This is a genomic window from Sabulicella glaciei (genome assembly GCF_026183895.1).
Lineage (GTDB): Bacteria > Pseudomonadota > Alphaproteobacteria > Acetobacterales > Acetobacteraceae > Roseococcus > Roseococcus glaciei.
The window spans coordinates 486,249-501,827 of the sequence record NZ_JAPFQI010000001.1 but is presented as its reverse complement, the minus strand read 5'-3'; the positions used below and the strand labels follow the sequence as shown (position 1 = coordinate 501,827).

Here is a 15,579-nt window from a genome sequence, read left to right as displayed (position 1 = left end):
GATTTTTCCTCCTGTCGGGTGGCGGGTTCCTGCCCCAGCCGTGCCGGGCTGTCCATCACGGCTCCGCGTCGTTGTCCTCGCCGAGGCGCGGCGCCGGGCGGGGAATGTTGCGGTCGTGGTTGCCGAAGCGCACCGGCGGGGCCATGCGGGTCAGGCGTCCCTCGGTCGGGTGTTCCTCCTCCGTGAAGAAGCCGACGGCGACCAAGTGAGGGTCGGCGCGGAGCGATTCCAGCGTATGGGCAGGAGCGCAAGGAACGTCGGCTGCTTCCAGCAGGGCCAGCCACTCGGCGGTGGTGCGGGTGGCGAAGATGGCGGCCAGCTCGGCGTAGATGGCGTCGATGTTGCGGGTGCGGGCGGCGTGGTTCGCCATGCGCGGGTCCTGGGCGAAGCGCTCCTCCTCGCCGATGGCCGCGAAGAAGCGGCGCCACTGCCCGTCGCTGTAGACCATGGCGCAGATGAATCCGTCCCTTGTCGCATAGGGCTTGCGGTCGGGGCTGAGGAGGCGCGCATAGCCGCCGCCATCCATCGGCGGGTCGAAGACCAAGCCGCCCAGATGGTCGCCGAGGACGAAGGAGGCCATCGTCTCGAACATCGGCACCTCGATCTCCTGCCCCTTCCCCGTGCGACCGCGCTCCACGAGCGCGGCGAGGATGGCGGAAAGGGCGTGCAGCCCCGTCACGCGGTCAGCCAGGGCAAGCGGGGCGTAGCGCGCCTCGCCGGATTGGCGGCGGGCCAGCATGGGGATACCGGCGATGCCCTGGATCAGGTCGTCATAGGCCGGGCGCGCCGCATAGGGGCCGGATTGCCCGAAGCCGACGATGCCGCAATAGACCAGCGCCTTGTTGGACGCGCGCAGCGTTGCTGCGTCCATGCCAAGGCGGCGCATCGCGGCGGGGCGGATATTGGTCACCACCACGTCCACCGAGGCCGCGAGGCGCCGCGCCTCCTCCCGCGCCTCGGGGCGCTTGAGGTCGAGCATGACGCCCTTCTTGCCGCGGTTCAGGGTGAGGAACATCGCCCCCATCCCCGCGTGACGCTCGGGGCCGATCTGGCGCACCACGTCGCCCTCGGGCGGCTCCAGCTTGATCACCTCCGCCCCGTACTCCGCCAGGATCTGCGTGGCGTAGGGGCCGAGGAGCACCGTCGTCAGGTCGAGGACGCGGATGCCGGCGAGAGGGCCGCTCATCGCAGCGCGTCGAGGGCTTCCGGGAAGGCGCGCTGATAGGCCTCGCCGTAGGTCATCTTGCGGCCGGAATTGCGCGCGCCCTGCTGGCCGCGGTTGAGCGCCACCCGCTCGTAATAGGCCCAAAGATGGGTCTGGGTGGGCAGGAATTCGAAGGCGCGACGCTTCGTTTCCCAGGCACTGTCGATGTTGAGGATCAGATCCGGGCGGAAGCCGCACATCTCGGTCTGGTGCGGCTCGAACATGTAGAGCTGCGGCGCGCGATAGGCGGTCTCGGGCCCGGGCTTGTGCCCCGCCGCCTGCGCCACGATCCGCGCCGCGCGGGCAAGGCGGTTCGCGGTGGGGTGGTCGAGGTTGTAGGGATCCTCGTCCGCATGGGTCAGCACCACGTCCGGCTTCATGGCGCGGAAAGTGTCGGTCACGCGCTCCAGCATTTCCGGCGTGGTGACCAGCGGGTAGTCGCCCGCGTCGTGGAACTCGACCGTCGCGCCCAGGATGCCGGCGGCCTGCTCCGCCTCGGTCTTGCGGGCGGCCTTCACCTTTTCCAGCGTCGCGCCGGGCTTGGCCCATTCGCCCTGGCTTTCGCCCCGCTCGCCGAAGGAGAGGCAGACGATGTGCACCGACTCGCCGCGGGCGGCGTGCAGCGCGATGGCCCCGCCGGCGCGCCAGACGAAGTCCCCCGGATGGGCGGTGACGACCAGGACACCCGGCATGGGCGTGCTCCCCTTCTTGCTTGCGGCGGCAGGATTGCCCTCGGGCCCAAGCCGCGCAAGCCTGGGGACATGAACCCGTTCCGCATCGGCTATGTCGGCTTCGTGCCGCACCCAGCCTTCCTCGAGACCTGCGCGGAGGATCCGCGCCTCGAGATCGTCCGCGTCCCGCTGGAGATGCCGCTGGAGGAGCAGATCGCCCTGCTCGCCACCTGCGACGGCTACTACGTCATGGCGGCGCGCGACGAATTGCCGCTTCCCCTGCACGTCCATCGCGAGCTTCTGGCGAAGCTCCCGCGCCTGCTGATGGCGGCGTCCTACGGCGCCGGCTACGACCCGCTGGACCCCGAGGCCTGCACGGAGGCGGGCGTAATCCTGGTGAACCAGTCCGGCGGCAATGCGCGCGGCGTGGCCGAGCACGCGGTGGGCATGATGCTCGCTTGCCTGAAGCGGATGCCCGACGCCCATGCGGCGATGAAGGCCGGGCAGGCCCGCGACCGCGCGGCGCTGATGGGACGGGAGCTGTCGGGCCGCACGGTCGGCCTGGTCGGGTGCGGCCATGTCGGCACGTTGGTATCCCGCATGCTGCGCGACGCCTTCGGCTGCAAGATCCTGGCGACGGACCCCGCCCTGAACGAAGCCGCGCTGGCCGAGCGCGGCGCCCGCAAGGTGGACCTGCCGACCCTGCTGGCCGAGTCCGACGTGGTCAGCCTGCATTGCCCCCTGACGCGCGAGACGCGCGGCATGATCGGCGCCGCGCAATTCGCGGCGATGAAGCCCGGCGCGGTTTTCGTCACCACGGCGCGCGGTTCGATCCATGACGAGGCGGCGCTGCTGGCCGCGCTGGAATCCGGGCACATCGCCTCGGCCGGGCTGGATGTGTGGGAGGTGGAGCCGCCCCCGGTGGACCACCCCTTGCTTCATCACCCGGCCGTCATCGCCAGCCAGCACACGGCGGGCGTGACGCATGAAAGCCGCGCCAACATCACCCGCATCGCTGCCCTCGCCTTCTCGGATCTCGCGGCCGGGCGGCTGCCGCCGCGCATCGTCAACCCCGAGGTGCTGCCCCGCTTCCGCAAGCGCCTCGCGGAGGAGATGGGATTGACGCCGGGGGTGTGAAACCGCCCCGCCCTGCCGCGCGCTGCCCCCTTGCAGGGGAGGCGTGGATGGCGGACCGGGAACTGGATTGCGTTATCATCGGTGGCGGGCCGGCCGGGATGACCGCGGCCCTCTACCTTGCCCGGTTCCGGCGCCGCTTCCGGCTTCTGGATGCCGGGCACCCCCGTGCCGCCTGGATTCCCGAGAGCCACAACATTCCCTTCTTCGCGGAGGGCATGCCCGGTCCCGAGATGCTGGACACGCTGCGCGGCCACCTCGCCCGCTATGGGGTCGAGCCGGAACGCGCCACCGTTTCCGCCATCCAGCGCGAGGAGAACCGGTTCGTCGCGGTGGCGGAAACGCCCGAGGGCGAGGCGCGGCAGATCCGCGCGCGGCGCGTCCTCCTGGCGACTGGCGCGGTGGACATCGAACCGGACCTGCCCGGCCTGCCCGACGCGATCCGGCGTGGCCTCGTGCGGTACTGCCCGATCTGCGACGGGTTCGAGGCACGTGGTCGCGACATTGCGGTGCTCGGCCCCGGCGACCGCGGGCTGGGCGAGGCGATCTTCATCGCCCGCACCTACTCCCACCGCGTCACCCTTCTCACCCTCGGCCGCAAGCTGGAGCTCGACCCCAAGCGCCGCGCGGAGGCGGAAGGGCACGGGGTCCGGATCGTGGAGGACCCCGTCGAATCGCTTGAGATGGAGGGCGACCGCATCGCCGCCCTTCGCGCCGGTGGCGAACATCGCTTCGAAATCCTCTACTCTGCCCTGGGCCTTCGCTGGCGCAGCGACCTCGCCCTCGCCCTCGGCGCCGAGCATGACCAGGAGGGCGCGCTGCTGGTGGACGAACACAACCAGACCACCGTGCCGGGGCTCTACGCCGCCGGGTCCATCGTGCGCGGCCTGGACCAGATCGTGGTGGGGATGGGTCATGCGGCCATCGCCGCCACTCACATCCACAATCGCTGCGAGTTGCCGACGGAGGACGAGCCCAAGGGCGAGGTGTGACGCCAAGCCGTTGCGGGCGCGGAAGAGCCTGGGCCGGCCACCGCGAATCGTATGGAACAGTGTATTCTGACGCCTTCGCTTCCCATTTAGGCATCACCAGCGACGCTCACGCGTTGCGCTGCCGAGGCGTTAACGAGCGAGTTGCGGAGGGGAGAACATGCCGATCGCCGAGAAACTGACCGCGCGGGACGTGATTCTGGACTTCCCGACCGACGGGAAGCGGGACCTGCTCCAGGCACTTGCGGCGGCGGTGGCACCTGAGGCTGGCCTGCCCGAGATCGAGATCCTTGATGCGCTTACGGCGCGGGAACGGCTCGGCTCCACGGCGCTGGGACGTGGCGTGGCCCTGCCCCACGCGCGTCTTTCGGGAATGGACCGTCCCGTGATGCGCTTCCTGCGCCTGCGGCGCCCGATTGGCTACGAGGCGCGGGACGAGGAGCCCGTGGACCTCGTGATCCTCGTCCTTTGGCCCGAGGCGGAGGCGGAAGGCTTCCTCCCCACCCTGTCCGAGGTATGCCGGTCCCTGCGCGACCCGCAAGTGCTCCGCCGCCTGCGCGCCTCCGCAACGCCCGAGGAGGTGGCGACCCTTCTGCGAGCCGGCGAGGCATGAGGGCCGGGGGGCCGGAGGGTATCACGGCATGACGGAAACTGCCCTGCTGCTGATGCTCGTCGCCTTGCCGTTCGTGGGCGCGGCGATCGCCGGGGTGCTGCCGACCCAGGCAAGGCTGGCGGCCGCCCGGCTCGCCGGCGTCGTCGCGCTGTCGAGCCTTGCCCTGGTCTGGGCCGCCTATCCGACGGTCTCGGAGAACGAGGTGCTGCGGACGGAGTTCGAGTGGATCGCGACGCTTGGCCTGTCCTTCAAGCTGAGGATGGACGGGTTCGCCTGGCTCTTCGCCGGTTTGGTCTACGGCATCGGCTCGCTGGTGGTCGTCTATGCACGCTACTACATGGCCGAGGAGGACCCGGTTCCACGGTTCTTCGCCTTCCTGCTGGCATTCATGGGCGCGATGACGGGGCTGGTGCTGTCGGGGAACCTGATCCAGATCGCCTTCTTCTGGGAGTTGACGAGCCTCTTCTCCTTCCTGCTCATCGGCTACTGGCACCACACCCCGGCGGCACGGGACGGCGCGCGCATGGCGCTGACCGTAACGGCGACGGGCGGGCTGTGCCTGCTCGCGGGGATGCTGCTGCTAGGGCAGATGGCCGGCAGCTACGACCTGGACACCGTGCTGGCCGCCGGGCCGCAGATCCGTTCGCACGCGCTCTACCTGCCCGCCCTGGTGCTCATCCTGCTCGGAGCCCTGACCAAGAGCGCGCAGTTCCCCTTCCATTTCTGGCTGCCCCACGCGATGGCCGCGCCCACGCCCGTCTCGGCCTATCTGCATTCGGCAACGCTTGTGAAGGCCGGCGTGTTCCTGATGGCGCGGCTCTGGCCCGTCCTCGCGGGAACGGATGCGTGGTTCTGGCTGGTCGGCACGGCGGGGCTGGTGACGCTGGTGCTCGGCGCCTATGTCGCGATCTTCCAGAACGACCTGAAGGGGCTGCTGGCCTATTCCACCATCAGCCATCTCGGGCTCATCACCCTGCTGCTGGGGCTGAACAGCGACCTCGCGATGGTGGCGGCGATCTTCCACGTGATGAATCACGCGACCTTCAAGGCGTCGCTGTTCATGGCGGCAGGCATCATCGACCACGAGACGGGCACGCGCGACATCCGGCGCCTGTCGGGACTGAACCGAACCATGCCCTTCACGGGCCGCCTCGCCCTGGTGGCGGCGGCGGCGATGGCTGGCGTGCCGCTGCTCAACGGCTTCATCTCCAAGGAAATGTTTTTCGAGGAGGCACTGACCGCCCAGGCGCCGCTCCCCGCCATGCTGGCTGCCCTGCCCCTCCTCGCGATGGTGGCGAGCGCCTTTAGCGTCGCCTATTCGCTGCGCTTCATCCACGGCACCTTCTTCGGGCCGGACCCCGTGGACCTGCCACGCAAGCCGCATGAGCCGGCTGCCTGGATGCGCTTCCCTGTGGAGATCCTGGTCCTGGCCTGCATCATGGTCGGCGTGCTGCCTGCGGCAACGATCGGTCCCTACCTGGACATCGCCGCACGGTCGGTGCTGGGGTCCGAAATGCCCTACTACAGCCTCGCCGTTTGGCACGGCTTCAACCTGCCGCTAGTCATGAGCCTGATCGCACTGGCTGCTGGGACGGGGCTGTATCTCGGCCTGCAGAACCGGCTGCGCAACGGACCCGACGGGCCGCCAGTGATACGGCGTTTCGAGGGCCGGCGCATCTTCGAACGCGCGATGGTTACGCTGTCCTGGCGCCTCGCGCGCTCGGGCGAGAGGGTCCTCGGCACGCGGCGCCTGCAGCCTCAGCTTCGCTCCATCCTCCTCCTCGCGCTGGTGGCAGGCGGCGGCGCAGCGCTGGCGCGCGGCGTGGGGCCGGGCAACCTCGCGCCGCAGGGGGTGGACCCGGTGATCGCGCTGGTCTGGCTCGTGGGCGCGGCCTGCGCCGTGGGAGCCGCATGGCAGGCGAAGTACCACCGCCTCGCCGCGCTGATCCTGGTAGGCGGCGTGGGCCTCGTCGTCTGCGTGACCTTTGTGTGGTTCTCCGCGCCGGACCTGGCCCTTACCCAGCTCCTCGTCGAGATCGTGACCACGGTGCTGCTGCTGCTCGGCCTGCGTTGGCTGCCCAAGCGCTTCGAAGGTGTGCGTGGGGAGGCGGCGGAGGTGGTGAGCCTGGCGCGGCGCCTGCGCGACCTCGGCCTCGCGGTCGGCGCCGGGCTGGGCATGTCCGGGCTTGCCTATCTGGTGATGACGCGTACCCCGCCCGACCTGCTGGCCCGGCACTTCCTGGAGCGCGCCTACACCGAAGGCGGCGGTACCAACGTGGTGAACGTGATCCTGGTGGATTTCCGCGGCTTCGACACGCTGGGCGAGATCGTCGTGCTCGGGGCCGTGGCGCTCACCGTCTACGCGCTGCTGCGCCGGTTCCGTCCCGCCCCCGACAGCGTGGAGGTGCCGGAACAGCAGCGCGTCCAGGCCGCCTTCGACGCCGCCCATCCGGCGCGGCACGAAGGTGCGACGGTGGATGATTGGCTTCTCGTCCCATCCGTGGTGACGCGGCTGCTCTTTCCCCTCATCGCCGTGGTCGCCGTCTATCTGCTGCTGCGCGGCCACAACATGCCGGGCGGAGGCTTTGCGGCGGGCATCACCGCCTCCATCGCCATCATCCTGCAATACATGATCGGCGGCGCCCAGTGGACGGAGAACCAGTTGCGCGTGCTTCCCCTGCGCTGGATCGGCACCGGCCTCCTCCTCGCGGGCCTGACCGGGTTGGCCGCCTGGGCCTTCGGGCGGCCCTTCCTCACTTCGTACTACGCCTATGCGGACATCCCCGTGATCGGGCGCGTGCCGATGTCGAGCGCACTCGCCTTCGATATCGGCGTCTTCGCGCTGGTGGTGGGGGCGGTGGTGCTGATGCTCATCGCGCTGGCGCACCAGTCGGTGCGCGGGCAGCGCGTGGAGGATGCCCGGGCCGCCCGTACCGCCGCGTCGGAGGCGCTCTGATGGAACTGATCGTCGCGCTCGGCATCGGCGTGCTCACCGGTTCGGGCGTGTGGCTGCTGCTGCGGCCGCGCACCTTCCAGGTGATCATCGGCCTGTCGCTGCTTTCCTATGCCGTGAACCTGTTCATCTTCTCGACGGGCGGGCTCAAGACCGGCCAACCACCCATCCTGCCGCCTGGGGGCGAGGGCAACCTGCTGGAGTACGCGGATCCCCTTCCCCAGGCGCTGGTGCTGACGGCCATCGTCATCAGCTTCGCCACGACGGCGCTGTTCCTTGTCGTGCTGCTGGCCGCGCGCGGCCTGACTGGCACCGACCACGTGGATGGGCGGGAGCGCGAGCGATGACGGGATGGGTCGATCACCTCGTCATCGCCCCGGTCGTCCTGCCCCTGCTGGCCGGGACCTTGCTCATCCTGCTGGGCGAGCGGCGCCGGGCACTGCGCGCCGGGATCGCGGTCGCTTCCGCCGTGGCGCTGCTCGTCATCGCCACGTTGCTGGTCAGCCTGGCGGATGGCGCCGGGCACGAGGTGCGGGTTTATCGCCTGGGCAACTGGCCTTCGGTTTTCGCCATCGTGCTGGTGCTGGACCGGCTTTCCGCGATGATGGTGGCGCTGGTGGCGGTGCTGGGCCTCGCAGCCATGGTCTTCTCCCTCGCCCGATGGCAGGGGGCGGGGGCGCATTTCCACCCGCTGCTGCAATTCCAACTCATGGGACTGAACGGCGCATTCCTCACCGGCGACCTGTTCAACCTCTTCGTTTTCTTCGAGGTCATGCTGGCCGCCTCCTATGGGCTCGCCATGCATGGCTCCGGGCCGGCGCGCGTGCGGGCGGGGCTGCACTACATCGCGGTCAACCTCGTGGCGGCGCTGCTCTTCCTGGTCGGCGTCAGCGTGCTCTACGGCGTCGGCGGCACGCTCAGCATGGCCGATTTGTCGGCGCGCATGGGCGCCATCCCGGCCGAGGACCGGGCCCTGGTCGAGGCAGGGGCGGCGATCCTCGGCGTTGCCTTCCTGATCAAGGCGGCGATGTGGCCGGTCGGCTTCTGGCTGCCTGGGACCTATGCCGCGGCCAGCGCGCCTTCCGCAGCAATCCTCTCGATCCTCAGCAAGGTCGGCATCTGCGTTGTGCTGCGGCTGTGGCTGATGCTGTTCGGCGACGACGCGGCGGGCTCGGCTGGGTTCGGCGGGCCTTGGTTGATGGCGGGCGGTCTGGCCACCATCGCCTTCGGCTCCATCGCCGTGCTCGCGACGCAGGATCTGGCGCGGCTCGCGGGGGCGAGCGTGCTCGTTTCCTCCGGTACTCTGCTGGCCGCGATCGGGGCTGGCCTGCCCGGCGTGACGGCGGGGGCGCTCTACTACCTCGTCAGTTCCGTGCTGGCGATCGGGGCCTTCTTCCTGCTGGTGGAGCTTGTGGAACGCGGGCGGGAGGTAGGCGCCGACGTGCTGGCCGTGACGCGCGAGGCCTTCGGTACCCGGCGCGACGATGACGATCCCGAGGACATGCCGGCCGTGGACGCTCCCATCCCGGGCGCCATGGTGGTGCTGGGCGGCGCCTTCCTGTGCTGCGCCCTGCTTCTTGCCGGGCTGCCGCCGCTTTCCGGCTTCCTCGCGAAGCTCGCGATCCTGGCCCCCTTGCTGGCGGCCGCGCAGGGCGGGCTGCCGCCGCTGACCTGGCTGGTCCTGGCTGCGCTGATCCTTTCCGGCCTCGCCACGCTCGTCGCCATGCTGCGCGCGGGGATCGAGGCGTTCTGGACATCGCCACCCGTCTCGCCACCCCGCGTGGCGGCGCTCGAAGCGGGCCCGATCGCGGCGCTCCTTGCCCTGGCCGCCGGCCTCACCATCATGGGAGGCCCGGTCATGCGCTACACGAGCGAGGCGGCCGCGTCGCTGCACGCCCCGCGTGGCTACATCGAGGCCGTGCTGCCCCCCGAGGGCGTCACGGTGGAGGAGGTGCCGTGAGGCGATTCCTTCCCTACCCACTCGCCGCCCTCGCGCTGCTCCTGACTTGGCTGCTGCTGACAGGCCTTTCGCCCGCGACGCTGCTGCTTGGCGTCGTCCTTGCCTGGCTCGGGACCTGGTTGCTGCGCGTGATGGACCCACCGCGCCTGCGGCTGCGCCGGTTCCGGGTGGTGCTGGACCTGATGTGGGTGGTGGCGGCCGAGATCGCGCGTTCCAACTTCGCCGTCGCGCGCATCGTGCTGGCGCCGCGTCCGCGCACCCTTTCCTCCGGCTTCGTCCGCATCCCACTCGAGATGCGCGACCCAATCGGGCTCGCGGCGCTGGCCTGCATCATCACCGCGACGCCTGGGACGGTCTGGGTGGAGTACGACTCCGCCGACGGCACCATGCTGCTGCACGTGCTCGACCTGATCGACGAGACGGAATGGGCGGGCATCATCAAGAACCGCTACGAGCGGCGGCTGATGGAGGTCCTCGCATGAGCGCGGCGCTTCTGGAATGGTCGGTCTTCCTTGCGCAGGCGATGCTGGCGCTGGCGATGGGCTGCGCGGCCTGGCGCACGCTGCGTGGGCCCAGGGCGCAGGATCGCGTGCTGGGCCTCGACACGCTCTACGTCAACGCGGCCATGCTGCTGCTGGTCTTCGGCATCCGCACCGGCAGCGTGCTGTATTTCGAGGCGGCGCTGATCATCGCCCTGCTGGGCTTCGTCGCCACGGCGGCGCTCGCAAAATTCCTCATGCGTGGCGAGGTGATCGAATGAGCGCGACCGCCGACCTGCCGCTCTGGGCAGCGTTGCCCGTGGCCCTGCTGCTTCTGCTGGGGGCCGGGCTGACCCTGGCCGGCTCCATCGGCCTCATCCGGCTGCGGGATTTCTATGCGCGGGTGCATTCGCCCACGCTCGGCACCACGATGGGCGTGTCTTCCATCCTTCTGGGCTCGATCATCTATTTCTCGGTCACCGGGTCGCGCCTCGTGCTGCATGAGATCCTGATCGCGATCTTCATGGGCGTGACCACGCCGGTGACGCTGATGCTGCTGGCGCGCGCGGCGCTCTACCGCGACCGGCGCGAGGGCCGGGACGACGTGCCGCCGCCCGGCACCCACGGCGCGCCCTGAATTGGCTCAGCCCTTCAACACCGCGGCGGCGATGCTGAAATAGACCAACACCCCCGCGATGTCGGCGAGCGACGTGACGAGCGGCGCGCTTGCCGAGGCCGGGTCGAGGCGCAGGCGGTCGAGCAGGAACGGCAATGAAAGCCCGACCAGGCTGCCCGCCAGCACCACCAGCACCATGGTCAGCGCCACCACCAGCGCGATCTCCGCGCCACCGCGCCACACGCCGATTCCTGCCACCGCCACCGCCATCGTGACGCCGAGGGCGAGAGCCACCAGCGCCTCGCGCGCGATCAGGCGGCCCCAATCCGCCATGCGCACCTCGCCTGTCGCCATGGCGCGCACGGTGAGCGTCGCGGCCTGGGAGCCCGCGTTGCCGGCGCTGGCGATCAGCAGCGGAAGAAAGAACACCAGGGCAAGGTTGGCACTGATCGTTTCCTCGAAGGCGGCGATGCCGGCGCCGGACAGGATGTTGGCGAAGACCAGGGCCACCAGCCAGCCGACGCGCTTGCTGTAGAGCAGCGGGACGCTGGCACGCCCCATCTCGGCGACGAGGCCCGCCCCGGTCCCGCCCGCCTTCTCGAAATCCTCCGTCGCCTCGGCTTCGGCCACGTCCATGGCGTCGTCGGCGGTGACGATGCCGACCATGGCGCCGGTCGAATCCAGCACTGGCACGGCTGGCAGGTCGTAGCGCTGCACGAGGCGCGCGGCGTCGGGGGCCGGCTCGTCGGCCCCGACCGAGGGAGGGTCCGGCCGCATCAGCGCCGCGACGCCGAGTGCGGCAGGCGACAGGACGAGGTCCTCCAGCGTCACGGTGCCCAGCAGTCGGCGCTCGGACGAGAGCACATAGGCGACGCTGATGGTTTCCTTGGTCGCCGCCTGACCGCGCAGCGCCTCGATGGCATCGCGCGCGGAGAGGCTGGGAGAAAGCACCGCGTATTCGCTGGTCATCACCGCGCCAGCCGTGCCAGGCGGGTAGGCGGCGAGGCGGCGGATGTCCTCGCGTTCCGCCGCAGCCAGGGCACGGCCCAGGGCCTCGCGCGCCTCCTCGGGCAGCCGGGCCCAAAGGTCGGCCCGCTCATCCGCGTCCATGGCGGTCAGGAGCTCGGCGAGGGCCGGGGTCGGGCTGAATGCGGCCACTGCTGCTTGGCAGGCCGGGGAAAGATAGCCGAAGGTCTCGGCGCGCCGGGGCAGAGGCAGGGTGGTGAGGGTCTCCCAGGCCGTGCCCGGCTCCCGCTTCTCCAGAAGCGTCGCGAGGTCGGCCGGGTGCAGGGCCTCGGCCGCGCTGGGCGGGAGGGTCGCGCTGTTCATGCGTTCTCCGTCGGTCGGCGCGGCGGCCCGCGCGCGGTCTCAAGGGTGACGCGGGGTGCCGGGTTTCCTTGCTTCAGCATGCGCATCGCGCGTGGACAAGCTGCCTTGTCATCCAGGCCGTTGCGCCACCATTGCCCGCGCGCGGAATGATGTCATAACCGATGGAGAAGCGGGGACAGAGGCAGGAATGGCCGGGATCCGGAAGGCGCCAACGGGGATCGAGGGTTTCGACGAGTTGACCTTGGGGGGCCTACCCGCGGGCCGCCCGACACTTGTTTGCGGCTCGGCGGGCTGCGGCAAGACGCTTTTTGCCTCGACCTTCCTGATCAACGGCGCGCGTGAGTTCGACGAGCCGGGCGTCTTCGTCACCTTCGAGGAACGGCCCGAGGACATCGCGGACAACGTCGCCTCGTTGGGCTTTGCGCTGGATGAATTGGTTTCCGATGGGCGGGTGGCCTTCGAGCACATCGCCCTCGACCCTTCGCAGATGGCCGAGGCGGGCGATTACGACCTGGAGGGGCTTTTCCTGCGGTTGGAGCTGGCGGTCGCCTCCGTCGGCGCGAAACGAATCGTGCTGGACACGGTGGAGAGCCTGTTCTCCGCCTTCACAAATCAGGCCGTCCTGCGCGCCGAGATTCGCCGCCTCTTCGACTGGTTGAAGGAGAAAGGGCTGACCGCCGTCATCACCGGCGAACGAGGCGACGGTGCGCTGACACGTCAGGGCCTGGAGGAATACGTCTCGGACTGCGTGATCCTGCTGGATCACCGCGTCCACAACCAGGTCTCCACGCGCCGCCTGCGGATCGTGAAATACCGTGGCTCGGCCCACGGGACCAACGAATATCCGTTCCTGATCGACACGGACGGGTTCAGCGTGCTGCCGGTCTCTACCGTCGGCCTCGTCCACAAGGTGTCGGACGAGCGCATCTCCAGCGGCATCGCCGATCTGGACGCGATGATGGAGGGAGGCGGCTTCCACCGCGGCTCCTCCGTCCTCCTGACCGGCGTCGCGGGCTCTGGCAAGAGCACCATCGTCGCCTCCTTCCTCGCCGCCGCGTGCCGGGCGGGGGAAAGGGCGCTTTACATCTCCTTCGAGGAATCGGGCGAGCAGACGATCCGCAACATGCGCTCCGTGGGGCTGGATCTCGGCCCTTGCGTGGAAAGCGGCCTGTTGCGGATGCTGGCCGCCCGCCCGACCTTCTACAGCCTTGAAATGCACCTCGCCGTGATCCTGCGCGAGGTGGCGCGTTTCCGCCCCTCCATCGTGGCGCTCGATCCGATCTCGGCCTTCCTGGATGCCGGCGATCCGCTCGAGGTGCAGTCCATGCTGCTGCGGATCATCGATTTCCTGAAGTCGAACGGGATCACCGGGGTGTTCTCCCACCTTGCGCACGAGCAGGGAGCCGCGGAGACGGATGCCGGGCTTTCGTCGCTGATGGATGGATGGATCCTGCTCCTGAACCGTGAGGCAAGCGGCGAGTTCAACCGCGAGCTTTATTTGCTGAAGGCGCGCGGCATCGCCCACTCCAATCAGGTGCGCGAATTCGTGATGGGTTCCGATGGCATCCGCCTGCTCGCGCCCTACCTGGGCGAGCACGGCGCCCTCACCGGCTCCGCCCGTCGGGCGGAGGAGGCGCGGACGCGGCGCGATGAAGCGGCCCGGCGCGCGGCGGTAGAGATCGAGCATCGCAAGCTGGCGCTGCGGCGCCGACGCACCGAGGCGCAGGTCGCCGCGCTGCAGGCCGACCTCGAGATGGATACGCTGGAGCACCAAAGCTCCCTCGATGCGGAGCGCACCCTGCGCGGCGCGATGGAGCAGGATCAGCAGGACATTGCGCTGGCCAAGCGCAGGACAGGACGGGCATGACGAGCAAAAACCGGGGTGAGGGCGGCGAAGGAATCCTGCGGCTCACCCTTTATGTCGCGGGGCAGACACCAAAATCCGTTGCCGCCATCCGCAACCTGGAGCGGATCTGCACGGAGCATCTCGGCGCCGACTCCTACGCGATCGAGGTGGTGGATCTGCGTGTCTCGCCGCATCTCGCGCGGGAGCACAACATCGTCGCGATCCCCACGCTGGTTCGGCAACTGCCGGTGCCGATCCAGAAGGTCATCGGCGACCTGTCCGACACGCAAAAGGTTCTGGTGAGCCTCCAGGTGGACCGGGAAGGCTGAACGTGTCCGCGCCTGAGCTTTCCGAACTCCGCCGCCGCCTGGCCGAGGCGGAGGACACGCTGCGCGCCATCCGCGAGGGCGAGGTGGACGCGCTGGTCGTCCGGAGCGTCGAGCGGGAGCAGGTCTTCCACCTCGTCGGCGGCGACGAGACCTATCGCGCCTTCATGGAGTCCATGGAGCTGGGCGCGGCGGCGCTGGATACGGAAGGACGCCTCCTCTACGTCAATGCCGCGCTGCCTGGGCTGCTCGGCGTCCCGGCGGAGACGCTGGAGCGGCAAGGCCTCCTCGAGACGCTGGGCGTCGCAGGCGCGGCGCTGCGCGACCTGCTGGCACCCGAGCAAAGCTGCCGACGCAGCACCGAGGTGACGCTGAGCCGCGACGGGAAGCAGCGCCACCTGCTGGTCACGGCTGCGCCCTTGCCCCTTCCCTACGGCAAAGGCCATGCGCTGACCTTCACCGACATCACTCAGCGCCTGGATGCCGTGGCAAGGGAGGAGAGCGAACGCATCGGCCGTGCCATCATGGCCTCTGCGATCGAGGCGGTGGCGGTGTGCGATGCGCAAGGCATCGTCACCCATGCCAGCCCGGCGGCGACGCGAATGCTGGACATCTCCCCGCTGGGCCTGTCCTTCAGCGAGGCCTTCCCCCTCGCCTTCGCGCCTGGTGCCGGCGCGATGGAGGCGGGCGACCTCGTGGCCGTCGCACTGCGCGGCGGCGCGGCCCGCGCGATGGAGGCAACGCTTCGCGCCGGGGACCGCGCACGCGACATCCTGCTCAGCGTCTCGCCGCTTCGGAAGGCGGGCGGCGCGGTGGGTGGCTGCATCGTCACGCTGGTGGACGTGTCGGAGCGGCGGGCGCTGGAGAAGCGCCAGGAATTGCTGATGCACGAGCTGGACCACCGCATGAAGAACATGCTGGCCCTCGTGCTTTCCATCAGCGCGCGCACGCTGGAAGGCGCGACAGGGCTGCAGGACTTTGCCGAGCGATTCACGCAGCGGCTTTCGGCCCTCGCCGCGACGCAGGACCTTCTGGCGGGAAAGGTCCTGTCCGGCCTTTCGCTGCGGCAGCTCGTTTCCACCGAGGTGGCGCCCTATGTCTCCGCCCTGTCCGCCCGCATCTCGATGGAAGGGCTGGAGGTCGAGGTGTCGCGCGACGCGGCGGTGGCGCTCGGCCTCGTCTTCCACGAACTCGTCACCAACGCCGTGAAGTACGGTGCCCTCTCGAACGAGAGCGGGCGCGTTTCCATCCGCGCGCAGCGGCCGGAGGGCGGCGGGCTCGAGATCCTCTGGGAGGAAGCGGGAGGACCGCCGGTCAGCCCGCCCGCGCGGCGCGGCTTCGGCGAGACGGTGATCGCCCGTGGTCTCGGCAAGTTCGCCGGTGGCGGAACGGCGGTGGACTATCGGCCGGAAGGCGTGACCTGCCGCATGTTGCTCACCGCCGAAAGCCTGGGCTGACG

15 protein-coding genes are annotated in these 15,579 nt (G+C 69.8%); 12 read left to right on the top strand and 3 right to left on the bottom strand.

Annotated features, from left to right (window positions below):
• Positions 1 to 55: 55 nt before the first annotated feature.
• Positions 56 to 1,186, bottom strand: coding sequence for a CaiB/BaiF CoA transferase family protein (locus tag OF850_RS02200; protein WP_301588026.1), 1,131 nt, complete (start codon positions 1,184 to 1,186; stop codon positions 56 to 58).
• A complete protein-coding gene (locus OF850_RS02195; protein ID WP_301588025.1) occupies positions 1,183 to 1,896 on the bottom strand; it encodes a PIG-L deacetylase family protein in 714 nt (237 codons plus the stop codon). Before OF850_RS02195 ends, OF850_RS02200 begins: the two co-directional genes overlap by 4 nt.
• Positions 1,897 to 1,965: 69 nt before the next feature.
• Between OF850_RS02195 and OF850_RS02190 the strand changes: the two genes are divergently transcribed.
• From OF850_RS02190 to mnhG, 9 genes are all read left to right on the top strand, one after another.
• Complete coding sequence (locus tag OF850_RS02190) at positions 1,966 to 3,012, top strand: hydroxyacid dehydrogenase (protein ID WP_301588024.1); 1,047 nt, start codon at positions 1,966 to 1,968, stop codon at positions 3,010 to 3,012.
• A gap of 47 nt (positions 3,013 to 3,059) precedes the next feature.
• Positions 3,060 to 4,001: an NAD(P)/FAD-dependent oxidoreductase gene (locus OF850_RS02185; protein WP_301588023.1), complete on the top strand. Its 942-nt coding sequence runs from the start codon at positions 3,060 to 3,062 to the stop codon at positions 3,999 to 4,001.
• 157 nt (positions 4,002 to 4,158) lie between these two features.
• Positions 4,159 to 4,611 (top strand): PTS sugar transporter subunit IIA, encoded by a 453-nt coding sequence (locus OF850_RS02180; protein ID WP_301588022.1) that lies wholly within the window; start codon positions 4,159 to 4,161, stop codon positions 4,609 to 4,611.
• 28 nt (positions 4,612 to 4,639) lie between these two features.
• Positions 4,640 to 7,567, top strand: coding sequence for a monovalent cation/H+ antiporter subunit A (locus OF850_RS02175; RefSeq protein WP_301588021.1), 2,928 nt, complete (start codon positions 4,640 to 4,642; stop codon positions 7,565 to 7,567).
• The gene (locus OF850_RS02170; protein ID WP_301588020.1) at positions 7,567 to 7,911 is read left to right on the top strand and encodes a Na+/H+ antiporter subunit C; all 345 of its coding nucleotides are present in this window, start codon (positions 7,567 to 7,569) and stop codon (positions 7,909 to 7,911) included. Before OF850_RS02175 ends, OF850_RS02170 begins: the two co-directional genes overlap by 1 nt.
• Complete coding sequence (locus OF850_RS02165) at positions 7,908 to 9,524, top strand: monovalent cation/H+ antiporter subunit D (RefSeq protein WP_301588019.1); 1,617 nt, start codon at positions 7,908 to 7,910, stop codon at positions 9,522 to 9,524. Before OF850_RS02170 ends, OF850_RS02165 begins: the two co-directional genes overlap by 4 nt.
• Positions 9,521 to 10,006: a Na+/H+ antiporter subunit E gene (locus OF850_RS02160; RefSeq protein WP_301588018.1), complete on the top strand. Its 486-nt coding sequence runs from the start codon at positions 9,521 to 9,523 to the stop codon at positions 10,004 to 10,006. Before OF850_RS02165 ends, OF850_RS02160 begins: the two co-directional genes overlap by 4 nt.
• On the top strand, positions 10,003 to 10,284 hold the full coding sequence (locus OF850_RS02155) for a K+/H+ antiporter subunit F (protein ID WP_301588017.1): 282 nt from the start codon (positions 10,003 to 10,005) through the stop codon (positions 10,282 to 10,284). Before OF850_RS02160 ends, OF850_RS02155 begins: the two co-directional genes overlap by 4 nt.
• Positions 10,281 to 10,640, top strand: a complete 360-nt coding sequence (gene mnhG, locus OF850_RS02150) for a monovalent cation/H(+) antiporter subunit G (protein ID WP_301588016.1) — start codon at positions 10,281 to 10,283, stop codon at positions 10,638 to 10,640. Before OF850_RS02155 ends, mnhG begins: the two co-directional genes overlap by 4 nt.
• 6 nt (positions 10,641 to 10,646) lie before the next feature.
• On the opposite strand, the gene mgtE is transcribed toward mnhG, so the two are convergent.
• On the bottom strand, positions 10,647 to 11,948 hold the full coding sequence (gene mgtE / locus OF850_RS02145; RefSeq protein ID WP_301588015.1) for a magnesium transporter: 1,302 nt from the start codon (positions 11,946 to 11,948) through the stop codon (positions 10,647 to 10,649).
• Positions 11,949 to 12,135: 187 nt separating this feature from the next.
• Here mgtE and kaiC point away from each other — a divergent pair, with 187 nt between their 5' ends.
• Genes kaiC through OF850_RS02130 form a run of 3 tightly spaced genes read left to right on the top strand, consistent with a single transcriptional unit; the run spans position 12,136 to position 15,577 of the window.
• The gene (kaiC, locus tag OF850_RS02140; protein WP_301588014.1) at positions 12,136 to 13,815 is read left to right on the top strand and encodes a circadian clock protein KaiC; all 1,680 of its coding nucleotides are present in this window, start codon (positions 12,136 to 12,138) and stop codon (positions 13,813 to 13,815) included.
• Positions 13,812 to 14,123 carry a circadian clock KaiB family protein gene (locus tag OF850_RS02135; protein WP_301588013.1) on the top strand — a complete coding sequence of 104 codons (312 nt, stop codon included), beginning with the start codon at positions 13,812 to 13,814 and terminating at the stop codon, positions 14,121 to 14,123. Before kaiC ends, OF850_RS02135 begins: the two co-directional genes overlap by 4 nt.
• 2 nt (positions 14,124 to 14,125) lie before the next feature.
• A complete protein-coding gene (locus OF850_RS02130) occupies positions 14,126 to 15,577 on the top strand; it encodes a sensor histidine kinase (protein WP_301588012.1) in 1,452 nt (483 codons plus the stop codon).
• Positions 15,578 to 15,579 lie beyond the last annotated feature (2 nt).

What these genes read in the sequence shown, in the direction of transcription:
- OF850_RS02200 (WP_301588026.1), bottom strand. Translation starts at nt 1,186, where the DNA reads ATGAGCGGCCCTCTCGCCGGCATCCGCGTCCTCGACCTGACGACGGTG.
- OF850_RS02195 (WP_301588025.1), bottom strand. Translation starts at nt 1,896, where the DNA reads ATGCCGGGTGTCCTGGTCGTCACCGCCCATCCGGGGGACTTCGTCTGG.
- OF850_RS02190 (WP_301588024.1), top strand. Translation starts at nt 1,966, where the DNA reads ATGAACCCGTTCCGCATCGGCTATGTCGGCTTCGTGCCGCACCCAGCC.
- OF850_RS02185 (WP_301588023.1), top strand. Translation starts at nt 3,060, where the DNA reads ATGGCGGACCGGGAACTGGATTGCGTTATCATCGGTGGCGGGCCGGCC.
- OF850_RS02180 (WP_301588022.1), top strand. Translation starts at nt 4,159, where the DNA reads ATGCCGATCGCCGAGAAACTGACCGCGCGGGACGTGATTCTGGACTTC.
- OF850_RS02175 (WP_301588021.1), top strand. Translation starts at nt 4,640, where the DNA reads ATGACGGAAACTGCCCTGCTGCTGATGCTCGTCGCCTTGCCGTTCGTG.
- OF850_RS02170 (WP_301588020.1), top strand. Translation starts at nt 7,567, where the DNA reads ATGGAACTGATCGTCGCGCTCGGCATCGGCGTGCTCACCGGTTCGGGC.
- OF850_RS02165 (WP_301588019.1), top strand. Translation starts at nt 7,908, where the DNA reads ATGACGGGATGGGTCGATCACCTCGTCATCGCCCCGGTCGTCCTGCCC.
- OF850_RS02155 (WP_301588017.1), top strand. Translation starts at nt 10,003, where the DNA reads ATGAGCGCGGCGCTTCTGGAATGGTCGGTCTTCCTTGCGCAGGCGATG.
- mnhG (WP_301588016.1), top strand. Translation starts at nt 10,281, where the DNA reads ATGAGCGCGACCGCCGACCTGCCGCTCTGGGCAGCGTTGCCCGTGGCC.
- mgtE (WP_301588015.1), bottom strand. Translation starts at nt 11,948, where the DNA reads ATGAACAGCGCGACCCTCCCGCCCAGCGCGGCCGAGGCCCTGCACCCG.
- kaiC (WP_301588014.1), top strand. Translation starts at nt 12,136, where the DNA reads ATGGCCGGGATCCGGAAGGCGCCAACGGGGATCGAGGGTTTCGACGAG.
- OF850_RS02135 (WP_301588013.1), top strand. Translation starts at nt 13,812, where the DNA reads ATGACGAGCAAAAACCGGGGTGAGGGCGGCGAAGGAATCCTGCGGCTC.